The sequence below is a fragment of the Amycolatopsis thermophila genome (genome assembly GCF_030814215.1).
GTDB lineage: Bacteria > Actinomycetota > Actinomycetes > Mycobacteriales > Pseudonocardiaceae > Amycolatopsis_E > Amycolatopsis_E thermophila.
On record NZ_JAUSUT010000001.1, the window covers coordinates 2555364 to 2567692 of the forward strand.

15 protein-coding genes are annotated in these 12329 nt (G+C 71.7%); 9 read left to right on the forward strand and 6 right to left on the reverse strand.

The annotated features are described in order from the left end of the window. Positions 1 to 59: 59 nt before the first annotated feature. Positions 60 to 1058 (forward strand): LacI family DNA-binding transcriptional regulator, encoded by a 999-nt coding sequence (locus FB470_RS12640; protein ID WP_306991313.1) that lies wholly within the window; start codon positions 60 to 62, stop codon positions 1056 to 1058. A gap of 279 nt (positions 1059 to 1337) precedes the next feature. Here FB470_RS12640 and FB470_RS12645 read toward each other — a convergent pair whose 3' ends face one another. Further along, the gene (locus tag FB470_RS12645; protein ID WP_306991314.1) at positions 1338 to 1589 is read right to left on the reverse strand and encodes a hypothetical protein; all 252 of its coding nucleotides are present in this window, start codon (positions 1587 to 1589) and stop codon (positions 1338 to 1340) included. A 609-nt stretch (positions 1590 to 2198) separates the two neighbouring features. Here FB470_RS12645 and FB470_RS12650 point away from each other — a divergent pair. Beyond that, positions 2199 to 2714 carry a DUF6328 family protein gene (locus tag FB470_RS12650; protein ID WP_306991316.1) on the forward strand — a complete coding sequence of 172 codons (516 nt, stop codon included), beginning with the start codon at positions 2199 to 2201 and terminating at the stop codon, positions 2712 to 2714. Position 2715: 1 nt separating this feature from the next. Here FB470_RS12650 and FB470_RS12655 read toward each other — a convergent pair whose 3' ends face one another. Continuing rightward, positions 2716 to 3000, reverse strand: a complete 285-nt coding sequence (locus FB470_RS12655; RefSeq protein WP_306991318.1) for a DUF3040 domain-containing protein — start codon at positions 2998 to 3000, stop codon at positions 2716 to 2718. 360 nt (positions 3001 to 3360) lie between these two features. On the opposite strand from FB470_RS12655, the gene FB470_RS12660 reads away from it, so the two are divergent. From FB470_RS12660 to FB470_RS12690, 7 genes are all read left to right on the forward strand, one after another. Further along, complete coding sequence (locus FB470_RS12660) at positions 3361 to 3819, forward strand: fluoride efflux transporter FluC (RefSeq protein WP_306991320.1); 459 nt, start codon at positions 3361 to 3363, stop codon at positions 3817 to 3819. Continuing rightward, positions 3816 to 4181 carry a fluoride efflux transporter CrcB gene (crcB, locus tag FB470_RS12665; RefSeq protein WP_306991322.1) on the forward strand — a complete coding sequence of 122 codons (366 nt, stop codon included), beginning with the start codon at positions 3816 to 3818 and terminating at the stop codon, positions 4179 to 4181. Before FB470_RS12660 ends, crcB begins: the two co-directional genes overlap by 4 nt. Before the next feature lie 31 nt (positions 4182 to 4212). Then, the gene (locus FB470_RS12670; RefSeq protein WP_306991324.1) at positions 4213 to 4953 is read left to right on the forward strand and encodes a dienelactone hydrolase family protein; all 741 of its coding nucleotides are present in this window, start codon (positions 4213 to 4215) and stop codon (positions 4951 to 4953) included. Between the two features lie 11 nt (positions 4954 to 4964). Then, the gene (locus tag FB470_RS12675) at positions 4965 to 5243 is read left to right on the forward strand and encodes a DUF6295 family protein (protein WP_306991326.1); all 279 of its coding nucleotides are present in this window, start codon (positions 4965 to 4967) and stop codon (positions 5241 to 5243) included. Then, entirely contained in the window at positions 5240 to 5611 is a 372-nt protein-coding gene (locus FB470_RS12680; protein WP_306991328.1) for a GNAT family N-acetyltransferase, read from the forward strand. Before FB470_RS12675 ends, FB470_RS12680 begins: the two co-directional genes overlap by 4 nt. Positions 5612 to 5683: 72 nt before the next feature. Then, complete coding sequence (locus tag FB470_RS12685; RefSeq protein WP_306991330.1) at positions 5684 to 6955, forward strand: YeeE/YedE family protein; 1272 nt, start codon at positions 5684 to 5686, stop codon at positions 6953 to 6955. A 95-nt stretch (positions 6956 to 7050) separates the two neighbouring features. Further along, on the forward strand, positions 7051 to 7287 hold the full coding sequence (locus FB470_RS12690) for a hypothetical protein (protein WP_306991331.1): 237 nt from the start codon (positions 7051 to 7053) through the stop codon (positions 7285 to 7287). Between the two features lie 66 nt (positions 7288 to 7353). Here the strand turns inward: FB470_RS12690 and FB470_RS12695 are convergent, their stop codons facing one another. From FB470_RS12695 to FB470_RS12710, 4 genes are all read right to left on the reverse strand, one after another. Next, positions 7354 to 7560 carry a hypothetical protein gene (locus tag FB470_RS12695; RefSeq protein ID WP_306991333.1) on the reverse strand — a complete coding sequence of 69 codons (207 nt, stop codon included), beginning with the start codon at positions 7558 to 7560 and terminating at the stop codon, positions 7354 to 7356. Between the two features lie 32 nt (positions 7561 to 7592). Beyond that, positions 7593 to 9254 (reverse strand): hypothetical protein, encoded by a 1662-nt coding sequence (locus tag FB470_RS12700; protein ID WP_306991335.1) that lies wholly within the window; start codon positions 9252 to 9254, stop codon positions 7593 to 7595. Between the two features lie 66 nt (positions 9255 to 9320). Beyond that, positions 9321 to 11165 carry a hypothetical protein gene (locus FB470_RS12705; RefSeq protein WP_306991337.1) on the reverse strand — a complete coding sequence of 615 codons (1845 nt, stop codon included), beginning with the start codon at positions 11163 to 11165 and terminating at the stop codon, positions 9321 to 9323. Positions 11166 to 11358: 193 nt separating this feature from the next. After that, on the reverse strand, positions 11359 to 12321 hold the full coding sequence (locus tag FB470_RS12710; RefSeq protein WP_306991339.1) for a chitinase: 963 nt from the start codon (positions 12319 to 12321) through the stop codon (positions 11359 to 11361). Between the last annotated feature and the right edge of the window lie 8 nt (positions 12322 to 12329).

The following is a 12329-nucleotide window of genomic DNA, read 5'->3' on the forward strand; positions in this document are numbered from 1 at the left end:
CAGAGCATTGAACGTTTCAGACGTGCTAGGGTGGGTGACCTCGCAGAACGAGGGGACGCATGGTTGGCATCAAGGATGTGGCCCGGCGAGCCGGGGTCTCCATCGGCACAGTGTCCAATGTGGTCAACCGGCCGCACATCGTCTCGGCCGCCACGCGGTCACGCGTGCTGTCGGTCATCGAGGAACTCGGCTACGTCCGCGACGAGTCCGCGCGCCAGCTCCGGGCCGGCCGCAGCCGCATCATGGCGTTGCTCGTCCTCGACCTGGCCAACCCGTTCTTCGTCGACCTGGCCCGCGGCGCCGAACAGGCCGCGCACGACGAGGGCCTGAACGTCATTACCTGCAACAGCGGCCAGCGCGTCGACCGCGAGGAGTCCTACTTGTCCCTGCTGGCCGAGCAGCGCGTGCGGGGACTGCTGCTGAGCCCGGTCGACACCTCCGGCGCGGCGCTGGAAACGTTCCGCCGCAGCGGGATCCCGTACGTGTTCGTGGACCGCAAGGTCCCGGCCGACGAGGCGAGCTCGGTGTCGGTGGACGACCTCGCAGGCGGGGAGCTGGCCGGGCGGCACCTGCTGGAGACCGGGCACCGGCACATCGCGTTCGTCAACGGGCCGCGGATCCTGACGCAGTGCCGGGACCGGGAGCAGGGGTTGCGGACCGCGCTGGAGGGGTCCGCGGCCGAGCTGACGGTGATCGAGACGGCGGAGCTGGACGTGGTGTCCGGGCGGGACGCCGGTGCGCGGCTGCTGGGGCGGAGCCCGCGCCCGACGGCGGTGTTCTGCGCCAACGACCTGCTCGCGCTGGGGGTGCTGCAGGCGATGGTCGGCGCGGGGGTGCGGGTGCCGGACGAGATGGCGATCGTGGGCTACGACGACATCGAGTTCGCCGGTGCCGCCGCCGTGCCGCTGACCTCGGTGCGGCAGCCCGCGCGGCGCCTGGGCCAGACGGCGGCCGAGTTGCTGATCGCGGAGACCGCGGATCCGGAGAACCGGCCGGCGCACCGGTCGGTGGTGTTCAAGCCCGAACTCGTGGTGCGGGCCTCGACGCAGCGGCGGTGACGGCTGGAGGGGCGGCGCTGACGCGCCCGCACTCGGCGCCCGGGGGGCGTCCGGTGGTGAGGCGCGCGGACCGGCGGGGCGTTGGCGTGGCTGGGCGTGCGTGCGGGGTTGGGCTGGGTGCGGAGAGGCTGTCGCGTCGAGCTGTGGGTCCGGTGGTGGGGCGCGCGCGGGCGCTGGCGGGGCCGGGCGCGCGTGCGAGGGGCGGGCAGTGTGCGGAGGGCGGTCGCGTCGGGTGGTGAGGCGCGCGGGCGCTGGCGTCGCTGGGCGCGCGTGCGAGGGTCAGTGCTTGGCGACGTAGCGGCGCCACAGCCGGCGCGGCTCGGGTTCGCGCGGGGCGGGCACCAGCAGGTGCGCCAGGCACTCCGGGCACGTCTTGCCCGGTGGAGCGGTCATCGCGGCGGGGAGGAACCTGGCGCCGCACACGGCCTCGAGTTCGAGGCCGGGCGCCATGGCCGTGTCGGGCACCGCGTGCTCGGCCGCTCCGTCCGCGCTGGTCACCCACACCGGATGGTCGTCCGGGGTCGCTTCCATCGCCACTCCCCTCGCCGATGTTGGCGGCGTACCCACGCGGGTCCGGCTCATGCCGGGATTCACCGGGCCGTGCGAGTCACCCCTGTCCGAACTGCAGGTCCAGGCAGGCCAGACGCCGACCCGCCGTCCCGGCGCGACCCGGGTCCCACCGAAGCCGGTCGCCGTACGTCCAGTCCACGTGCGAGACGGCGAGGCCGCTGCCCGTCGCGCCGGTGGTGAAGTCCAGCCAGATAGGCCGGGCCGGTCGACGGCTGCACCGGGTCGGCCACGTGCTGGTAGTGCGGGCCCGCGTCGCCGGGGGACGCGCCGCACTGCTTGGTGTGCACGTGCGCGCCGTACGCCCGGTGCGGGACCAGGCCGCGCACGGCCGGCGCGGTGAGGGTGCCTGCCGCGGACACCGTCGACGCCGTCGCCCCCGCCGGCACCAGTGTCCCGTCCCAACGCACCAGGTCAGCGCCGCGGCCGACCTGCGCCGGCGTCGCGGCGGAGGCGGTGCCCGACCCGGCCGCCGGCGCGAGCGCCGCGACCAGGCCAACGGGGACGATTCGCATGGTTTCCCGTCTACTCGCCAACCAGTGTCCGCGCAATTCCTCCCATAGGCTGATCATTGTGTCCGGTCACGATGAGGAGACCCCGAACCAGCGACTCGCGCGCAACGTGAACGAGCTGCTCGGCGAGCTGCGGGTGGCGCAGGCCGGGGTGCAGATCCTGTTCGGTTTCCTGTTGTCCGTGGTGTTCACCAACCAGTTCCGCGAGGCCAGCGGGTTCGAGAAGGCGGTGCACCTGGCCGCGGTCCTGCTCGCGGTCGTCTCCACGGCGTTGCTGTCCGCGCCGGCGGCGTGGCACCGGATCCTGTTCCGCGCCGGCCGCCGCGACGACATCCTGCGCGCCGGCAACAAGGCCGTGCTGGCCGGGTTGGTGTGCCTGGCCGCCGCGATCACCGCGACGGTCTCCCTGATCGCGAAGGTGGTCTACGGCCCGATCGCGATGGCGGTGGTCTGCGGGCTGGTCGGGATCACCTTCGCGGTGCTCTGGTTCGTCGTGCCGAACCTCCTGTCGAACCAGGCGGTGCGCGACACGCGCCCGGCTCCGAAGCCGCCCTCGGACTCCGCAGCCGCGGAGTGACTCACGGTAACCGGTGGAGCCAGGCGCGCCAGATCAGCGCCGTGGGGATCACGGAGGTGAACACGGTCCCGATCACGAACAGGATCAGCACGTGCGACTGGGCCGCGGCCACGAGCAGGAACAGCCCGATCACCGGGGAGCACAGGATTCCGAGGACGGACAGCAGGATGCCGGAGATGCGCATGGGCCGGAGCTCGGCCAGCCGCTGCGCAAGTCGTGGGTTCTCGGCGGCCAGTTGCCGCTCGATTTCCGACAGTCGTCGCTGTTCTTCGCCGTGGAGTGCCATCGCCCGCACCGCCTCTACCCACCAGTATCGCGCGCGGGCGGCCCCTTGTCACGGGTGTGATCTGCGTTGTGCTTCCGCTGTTGTCCCGTGCGTGTTCACGGTGAGTAGGTAATATTACCTCCCGTTAACCCGATCGCAGGACGAAAAGGGCGAGGGGAGAGCGCTCTTCCTGCGAAAACGAACCGTGTGGGAGTGCACGCGCGGGCGAGGGAGATGAGTGCGATGAGCAAAACCGACGAGCGGGTCCTCACTGACACGCCGATCTTCGAGGCGCTGCGCGAGGAGTTCGACTTCGACCGCCTGCTCGAGGACCTGATCGAGGAGCCGAAGCAGGGCGAGTGAGACGTTACGGTGGTGGTCGTGAGCGGTGATCCCGGTGCGGCCACCACCACTCGCCGGTCGCAGGCCCCCGTCGTGGCGGTCGTCGCGGCCGGCGGTGCGGTCGGCGCGCTAGCCAGATACGGCCTGGCCCAGGCGTGGCCGACCGCCGCGGGGCACTTCCCCTGGGCGACGTTCGTCACGAACGTGCTCGGGTGTTTTCTGATCGGCGTGCTGATGGTGCTGGTCACCGAGGTCCGCGTGGCGCACCGGCTGGTGCGGCCGTTCGTCGGCGTCGGCGTGCTCGGCGGCTTCACGACGTTCTCCACCTATGCCGTGGAGTTCCACGGGCTCCTGACGCCCGGCCACGCGGCCGTCGCGTTCGCCTACCTCGGCGGGACGCTGCTGGCCGCCATGCTCGCCGTCATCGCCGGTGTGGCCCTGACCCGCCGCGTGACCGTCCGGCGGACCGCGGCGCACCGCGAGGTGGCGGTCCGTTGATCGCCGTCCTGGTGATCGCCGGCGCGATCGTCGGTGCGCCCGTGCGCTACCTCGCCGACCGCGTCGTGCAGTCCCGGCACGGCGGGCCGTTTCCGTGGGGCACGCTCCTGGTCAACCTGTCCGGGTGTCTCATCCTGGGCGCGCTGACCGGCGCCGCGCTGCCGACGCCGGCGTTCGCGTTGCTCGGCACCGGGTTCTGCGGCGCGCTCACCACCTACAGCACGTTCAGTTTCGAGACGCTGCGGCTGATCGAGCAGCGGGCCTACTTCTACGCGGTGCTGAACATGGTGGTCAGCGTGGCCGCCGGGGTGGGCGCCGCGTTCGTCGGTTATGCGACGGCTCAGGCATTTGTAACGGTGTGACGAGCGCCCGGCGCCGTGCCAAGCTGGCGCCATGAGCGATGCGATGCGGGCCGAGACCGTCACGATCACCGGGCACGGCGGGGACGAGATCGAGGCCTACCTGGCCCGGCCCCTCGACCCGGCGCCGCGCGGCGGGGTCGTGGTGATCCACCACATGCCCGGCTACGACGAGGCGACCAAGGAGATCGTGCGGCGCTTCGCCGCGAACGGCTACCACGCGATCTGCCCCAACCTCTACACGCGCGAGGCGCCCGGCGCCGATCCCGACGACGCGGCGGCGGCCGCCCGCGCCCAGGGCGGCGTGCCCGACGACCGGCTCGTCGGCGACGTCGAGGGCGCGGCGACCTACCTCAAGGGACTCGACGGCGCCAACGGCAAGATCGGCGTGATCGGCTACTGCTCCGGCGGGAGGCAGACCTTCCTGACCGCGTGCAGCATCCAGATCGACGCCGCCGTCGACTGCTACGGCGCGTTCGTCGTCGGCGATCCGCCGCCCCAGATGGCGGGCATGAAGCCGCTGCTGGGGCTCGCGCCGCGGCTGTCGTGCCCGCTGCTCGGCCTGTTCGGCGCCGACGACAAGTACCCCTCGCCGGACGAGGTCGCCACCCTGTCCGCCGAGCTGGACCGGCTGGGCAAGCCGCACGAGTTCCACAGCTACGAAGGCGCCGGGCACGCGTTCTTCGCCGTCGACCGGCCCAGCTACCGCCCGGAGGCGGCGGTCGACGGCTGGCGGCGGATCTTCGACTTCTTCGGCAAGCACCTGGCGGCGTGAGGAGAGACGACATGTGCACCTACCTGACCGAGCAGATCGAGATCGACGGCAGCGGCAAGGCGGCGCGGGGGTGGATCCCGCTCACGCACGCTTCGGTCTACGTCGACCACCCGACCCACGCCCAGTACGCGCACACCGTGAACATCGACTTCCTCAACCCGGCGGAGGGGCCGTCCGCGCGGGTGCCGGTGGAGCTGACCGAGGAGGCCGCGCTGGCCCTCGCGGACGCGATCCACCGGGCGATCGCGTCCGCGCCGAAGGGCCTCGCGTCGGCGAACCAGCCGATGTGACCTTCGAGGACGGCCTGCCCACCGTGGCCGAGTACCGCGCCTTGCGGGCCGCTGTGGGCTGGCCCTCGCCGGGGCCGGACGTCTGCCGCGCCGCGCTGGCGAACTCGGTGCACGGCGTGGTGGCGCGGACCGGGCCCGAGCTGGTGGGCATGGGGCGGCTGATCGGCGACGGCGTGATGTACCTGCTGGTCGTGGACGTGGTGGTGCATCCCGCCGCCCAGGGCGCCGGGCGCGGCCGCCAGCTGGTGGCGGTCGCGGGCGCACGACGGGTGCAGCTCGTCGCGGCCGACGAGGTGGTGCCGTTCTACGAGCGGCTGGGGTTCGCGCGTGAGCCCAGCCACCTCATGGCGTACCGCACTCTGAGATGACTTGGGCGAATGTTTCACGGCCTCTTAACGTGGTCCGTGGTCGATCCCCCACGGTCCGTTTTGGAGTGCTCTGTGTCCGCTGTCACCGACCGGCCACCGGCCGGCAACTTCCTGCTGCGCTCGCCCACCTCGTGCGCCGCGCCGATCCCGGAGCCGGAGGCACCGGTCCGCTGGGTTCCACTGGCCGTCTCCGCCGCCGGGTCCGTCGCGCTCAGCTGGTACGTCTGGGCCACCTACGGCGGCAAGTTCGGTGCGCTGCTGGTGGTCGGGCTGTTCCTCGGCCTCGCGCTGTACCACTCGCGCTTCGGGTTCACCTCCGCCTGGCGGCAGCTCATCGCGGTCGGCAACGGGGAGGGCCTGCGCGCCCACGCCCTGCTGCTCGGCACCGCCGCCACGTTGATCGCACTGCTCGTCGGCACCGGAACCGGGCTGTTCGGCACCACGCCGAAGGTCACGGCCGGCCCGATCGGGCTCGCGTTGTTCGTCGGCGCGGCCCTGTTCGCCGTCGGGATGCAACTCGGCGGGGCGTGCGCGTCCGGGACGCTGTTCGCCGTCGGCGCGGGGCAGTCGTCCATCGTGCTCACGCTGGGTGGGTTCATCGCCGGCTCGGTGTTCTACACCTGGGCGTTCCCGGTCTTCGACGGGTGGCCGCAGGTGTCCGGTTTCCTGCTCGCCGACCACGTCGGCTGGTTCGGTTCCTGGGCGATCACCATCGCGGTGCTCGGGCTGGTCGTCGTCGCGACCCGGGTCGTGCAGGCGCGCCGCAACCCGCCGCCGCTGGGCGTACCGCCGACCGCCAAGGGTTTCGCGCGCGTCTTCCGCGGGTCGTGGCCGCTGCTCGCCGGCGCCGTCGTGCTCGCCGTGCTCGCCGCGGTGGTCGTGCTCGTGTCGGGCGGCACCTGGGGCGTCACGTTCGCCTTCGCGCTGTGGGGCGCGAAGCTGCTGCAGCTGATCGGCCTGCACCCGGAGACCTGGGAGTTCTGGCAGACCACCAGCAACGCCAAGTCGCTCGCCGGTCCGATCTGGACGGACAAGACCAGCCTCACCGACATCGGCATCGTCCTCGGCGCGGCGGTCGCGGCCGCGGCCGCAGGCACTTGGAAGATCCACTCCGAGATCCCGTGGCGCACCGCGGTCGCGTCCGTCCTCGGTGGAATCCTGATGGGAATCGGCGCCCGGCTCGCGGGCGGCTGCAACATCGGTGCCTACCTGGCCGGTATCTCCACCGGCAGCCTGCACGGGTGGCTGTGGGGGATCTTCGCCCTGGGCGGCACCTGGGTCGGGCTCAAGCTGCGTCCGCTGTTCGGGCTCACCAACCCGAAGCCGGCGGACAGCATCTGCTGACGTTCCCACGCCCTGGAATGGCAGGACAGCGAACCCGCTGTCCTGCCATTCTTCGTTCCGGGGAAGGAAAATCCCCGACCGAGAAAGGTGGGAACATGAAGAAGACCGTGATCCGGGGCCTCGTCGCGAGCGCCCTCGCCGGGGCGGCCGTGGTCGGTGCCGCGGCGCCCGCGCCGGCCGCCCCGTCCCCGGCTGACGTGGCCATTGTGGACGAGCCGGACACGACCAACCTCGACAACGCCTACACCTTCGCGCCGCTGGGCGTTCCGGTGTTCGGGCTGATCCGGTCCGTGAACGCGGTGCCGGGCAAGCTCCTGCCGAGCTTCGGCTGAGGCTGAGCACACCAAGAGGGCCCCGCGCCACCCACCTGGCGCGGGGCCCTCTCGCGTGTCCGGGCCTCAGCCGGCCAGGAACGTCAGCAGCTCGACGACCGGGGCCAGCGCCGTGGCCGGCACTTGGACGGCCGGGCCGAGCACCGAGCCGGCGTCCCCGCCCGGCACCAGCCAGATCGGCGTCTCCGCGGCGCTCGCCACACCGCCGCCCAGCCCCAGCGCGGCGGCCGCGATCGCGCCGCCGGCCAGCACCCTCGCCACACTCCTACGCACTTTTCTGCACTCTCCTTTCCTGTCCGCTCGCCTCAATCGAGCGGAAGACTGATCGCCACCACGGTTCCCCGTGGGATGAAGAAACCGGGTCCCTCACCGGGGACGTCCATGCCCGGCGCGTGCGGCTGGTCGGGGTTCATCGGCATCGCGTTCACCTGCGCCGTCGCGAACACCTGCACGCGCGGTGCGGCCGGCTGTCCCGGGCCCAGCCACTGCTGGAACCCGGTGACCGTCGGGTTCTCGCCGGGGAAGGCGTTGTCCAGCGCCACGGCGTAGCTGATCGCGGCCTGTTCCCGCGGGTCGAACCGCAGCGGAACCATCGAGCCGGCCACCGAGTTCACCAGCGGTCCGGTCAGCAGCCACGGCGCCACGTACAGCCCGTACGGGTAGGCCGGGCGTTCGCGCTGCGCGGCCGCCGCGCCGTCCAGCGTCGTCGCGGCCTTCGTCCAGCCCGAGACCACCACGAGCGCCGCGGCGTCCGGCCGGACGGTCAGGTGGTGGGCCGCGGCCGCGGCTTGGACCACCTGGGCGGCTGCCGTGCCGCGGGGCGACGAGTCGCCGACGACGGTGACCGAGTCGGCCTTGCGGGCGGCCAGGAATCCGACCAGCTTGCGCAGCGCGTCCGCGTCCTCTTCGGACAGGGCGTCGGCCGGGCAGCTCGTCAGGACGTCCTTGCGGCCGGCCACCAGGCCACCCAGTGCCGTGGTCGCGCACTCGGGGCCGTCCGGCCCGGACGCGCCGGCCGGGCCCGCCCCGTCTCCGGCGTCCACTTCGACCGTCCGGCCGTCCACCTCCAGCTCGCTGCGTCCCGCGGGCAGTTCCACCTCGGCCCAGAAACCCGAGGCGCCGGGCCGCGCGACGGCCTCGACGAGCGGTCCGTCCCCGACGCTGACCGAAGCCGGTTCGGCGAGGTGGACCAGGTTGCGCCCGGGCCGGTGCGGGCTCACCAGCACCGGGCTCCCGCCCGCGTCGGCGAGCAGCGGTACGCCGGGAACGGGCAGGTCGGCCGGCTTGGGCACCGCCACGAAGGCGCTCCACGCCAGGAAAGCCGCGGCGACGCCGACGATCGCGACCCGCCGCCACAGCGCGCTCGCGACGACCGGCAGCACGAACGCGGCCAGCAGCGCGACACCGAACAACGTTTCGTAGAGCCGCCGGTCGAACGCCACGCCCGACAGCACCAACTGCACCGCGGCGGCGAGCGTCAGCACGCCGCCGAGCGTCCACGACAGCGGTCCGGTCCGGGGTGGCTCGGCGCGGGCCAGTGACAAGGCGGACAGTCCGAACCAGACCGCCGTGCCACCCACGTAGACGGTGTCGATCGCGAACTCCACGCCGGACCGCCCGAGGGCCGTCTCGAGGACCAGCAACACGAGCAGCGCGACCGCGATCCAGCGGCCCACCGGCGGGCGGCGCGCGCTCAGGACCGGCACCGCCAGCACCAGGACGGCGTGCACGATCGCACCGACGACGTTGACGTCGAAGGCCACGGCCGACACGACGGCCAGCGCCGCGGACAGCCCGCCCAGCACAGCCGTGACCTGCCACAACCGGCGGGGCAGCGTATCGACCAGCGGCCGCAGCAGCCCGACACCGGCGACGAACGCGGTGGCGGGCAACAACACCAGCCGCACGACGAGCGCGGCCAGATCCAGCCCGGCCGAGCCGGTGACCGGATGGGACCCGTGGTCCATGAGGTACCTCTTCCGCACCGCGGCGGTGCGGGGCCGGGTCCGGCCCGGCCCCGCACGCCGAGGTGCTTACTTCACGTCCGCGTCAGCGACGACGAACAGTTCCGAGTGGGGTTTGGCGTTGCCGAAATCGCCGTGCGGCCACGACTTCCGGTTGAAGTTGATGCCCACCTGACCGGTGAACTCGTCGCGGAAGTCCTGGTCCACCGAGGCCCGGCCGTCGGGGGTCAGGTTCACGATGTTGACCTTGTGGTCGCCGTCCAGCCCGGACCGCGCCACGAAGTAGTTCGACACCGCGACCCGGTCCGGCGAGGTGGTCTCGTGGTAGAAACCGTCCTCGCCCAGCTCGAAGTTGTCGTACGCACCCCAGTGCGGGCCCGCGCCCGGGGTCCCCGGGTTGATCGCGGCGGCACCGGCGAGGGTCGGCAGGACGCCGTTGTCGGCGCCGCTGCGGGCCTGTTCCTTGGTCTGGATGCCGGGGCCCGCCCAGTCCGGACCCTGCGCGAGCAGGTTTTCGATGTTCAGCGCGTAGAAGCCGCCCGTCGTGCCGGGGTCGTCCGGCCCGAGGGTGCCCTTCTGCCGTCCCTGGATGGCCCGGTAGAGGAACCGGTCGTCCGGGCTGGTCTGGATCCAGCCGCCGTTGGAGCTCGCGCCGACGCTGTCGTTGTTCGCCGACAGCGCCTTCCCGGACGCGCCGTCGTCCCACACCTCGTACCAGTGCGGGTCGGGCTTGGTGATGTCCGGCGTGTAGAAGACCGCGCCGCCCTGCATGGTCTGGGCGAACGCGCCCCGGTGGCCGGGCAGGTTGGTCACCGTGGTCTCCATGACCGCGCGGCTCTCCGCGTACAGCGGGTCGTAGTCGTTGCCGCGCGGGCCGTCCGGCAGGTACGACACCGACTTGAGCTTGGGGTTGTTGCGGTCGGAGATGTCCCAGGTCCGGACGGTGGGCCGGCGCAGGTACGGCGACGGCTGCTTGACCGGGTCGAGGATGATGTTCCGCGGCTCCGCGTAGTCGCTCGTGACCAGTGTGTTCAGGTCCTCGCGGGCCTGGATGCCGTGCGGGTTGGCGCAGGTCGGCTGCCCCAGCGTGGGCAGGTTCTCGCACAGCTTGCTGTTGTCGCCCCGCGGGGTCGCCGCGGACGTCTGCGACAGGACCTGTGCGTTCTGGTCGAAGCGCACGACCTCACCGGGACTGCCGGCGAAGCCGTTGCCGACCACCGTCTGCCCGTTGGCGTAGGTGTACGGGCCGGGCGCGACCGGGCCACCCATGTAGGTGCCGTAGGCGGTGCCGTCCTTGAGCACCCAGTACGCGTCGGGCACCGAACCGCCGAGCGTCTGCGTCGGGAGACTGACGCCCTTGAGCTTGAGCTCGGGCAACGCGCTCACGTCGAACGCGTAGGTCGCGGCGAGGAACAGCGCACCGGCGTAGATGGTGTCGCCCTTGTGCCACACGTACTGCATGTGGTGCGGCTCGTTCTCCACCAGCGGGCCGACGGTGGCGGTGTTGACGACCTTGCCGTACGTCGGCGACCCCTTGGTCGCGTCGATGACGGCCAGGAAGTCCGGGCCGGGCAGGGCGTTCTTCACCTTGTTGAGGCCGCCGGCGAGGGTGCCGGGAAGGTTCTTGACGTCCTTCACGGCGGTGTCCGCGATGTTCTCGTCGCCCGCCCAGACCAGCAGCCATTCCTTGCGCTGCCCATTGTTTTCACTGCGAATTTTATCGACGTCGCCGCCGACGAGGTGGTTCTCCACCCAGTACTGCTTGCCGTCCGCCCCGGTCTTCGAGTCGGTCTTGACCTGCACATCCGCGTAGGCGCTGCTCGTCGTGCCCGTGTAGGTCACGGCGCCGGCCGCGAGCGCCGCGGTCGCGATACCGATCAATAATTTTCGCCATCCTGGCGATTTCAGGCGCATGCCTTCTCCACGTTCCGTTCCTGAATCCCGTGCCCCGGAAATGGGCGGATCGGAATGGTTTCGCGGAGGACCAAGAGGTGTCAAAGCAGTGTCAAAGGTTGGGAATCACGCACCATGAAAGTTCCCCGTGTCACCCTGACGAGTGACACGGGGAGGATGTCCGATACGGACGGTCGCGTTCGGAGGGCTCCGCTCAGGCGAGCGCGTCCAGGTGCGACCGCACCGGTGCCGAGAACGCCCAGCCGGACGAGGCGTCCCAGTTGATGGACCACGTCATCACGCCGCTGATCCCCGGCCACGCGGTCGTCGGCAGGTACGAACCGCACCCGGCGCGCTTCGCCAGGCAGTCGAGGGCCGAGTTGACCACCGACGGAGGCACGTAGCCGCTCCCGGCGGCCTGAGGCGTCGCCGGCACGCCGAGCGCCACCTGATCCGGCCGCAGCACCTGCAGCAGGTTGCACGCCTGCGCGGTGATGAAGTCGACGCTGCCCTGCGACACCAGCTGACCGGTGCAGCCGAGCATGCCGCCCGAGTTGTAGTACTGCGTGTGGACCACGGTGATCAGCGACTTCACACTCTCGATCAGCGCCATGTACCGTCCGCCCGGCTGCACGTCGAGCGTCTGGGGTGCCATGGTGACCAGGAAGCCGTCGCCCATGCGGTCGTGCACCTGCCTGATCGCGCTCGCGGTGTTCGCCGCGTCGAAGGTGCCCTCCAGGTCGATGTCGATGCCCTGGATGCCGAAATCGGTCGCGATGCGGGTGAACGAGCCGACGAAAGCGCTTACCCGATCGGCGCTGCTCAGGTCGGTGTTGCCCCGCTCACCCCCGATCGACAGGAGCACCGGCTTCCCGGCCGCCCGCTTCGCGGCGATGTCGGCCTTCAGGTCGGCGTCGGTGTAGCCGCCGAGCGCGTTCGACAGGTCCGGGTCGACGCCGAAGGTCACCGCGCCGGGCGTCGCGGGATCGGCGTTGGCGAAGGCCAGCACGATCACGTCGTAGGAGTCCGGGACCTGCGACAGCTTCAGCGGCTGCGCGGAGTTGACGAAGTTCTGCCAGTAGCCGGTGAGCTGCTTGGACGGCAGGGCGGCCTGAGCGGGCGTCCAGCCGAGCGCGACGAGGAGGCCGGCCAGTGCGAGCACGAGCAGTCGTTTCATCGTCGGGG

What these genes read in the sequence shown, in the direction of transcription:
- FB470_RS12710 (WP_306991339.1), bottom strand. Translation starts at nt 12,321, where the DNA reads ATGAAACGACTGCTCGTGCTCGCACTGGCCGGCCTCCTCGTCGCGCTC.
- FB470_RS12690 (WP_306991331.1), top strand. Translation starts at nt 7,051, where the DNA reads ATGAAGAAGACCGTGATCCGGGGCCTCGTCGCGAGCGCCCTCGCCGGG.
- FB470_RS12700 (WP_306991335.1), bottom strand. Translation starts at nt 9,254, where the DNA reads ATGGACCACGGGTCCCATCCGGTCACCGGCTCGGCCGGGCTGGATCTG.
- FB470_RS12655 (WP_306991318.1), bottom strand. Translation starts at nt 3,000, where the DNA reads ATGGCACTCCACGGCGAAGAACAGCGACGACTGTCGGAAATCGAGCGG.
- FB470_RS12645 (WP_306991314.1), bottom strand. Translation starts at nt 1,589, where the DNA reads ATGGAAGCGACCCCGGACGACCATCCGGTGTGGGTGACCAGCGCGGAC.
- FB470_RS12670 (WP_306991324.1), top strand. Translation starts at nt 4,213, where the DNA reads ATGAGCGATGCGATGCGGGCCGAGACCGTCACGATCACCGGGCACGGC.
- FB470_RS12675 (WP_306991326.1), top strand. Translation starts at nt 4,965, where the DNA reads ATGTGCACCTACCTGACCGAGCAGATCGAGATCGACGGCAGCGGCAAG.
- FB470_RS12640 (WP_306991313.1), top strand. Translation starts at nt 60, where the DNA reads ATGGTTGGCATCAAGGATGTGGCCCGGCGAGCCGGGGTCTCCATCGGC.
- FB470_RS12705 (WP_306991337.1), bottom strand. Translation starts at nt 11,165, where the DNA reads ATGCGCCTGAAATCGCCAGGATGGCGAAAATTATTGATCGGTATCGCG.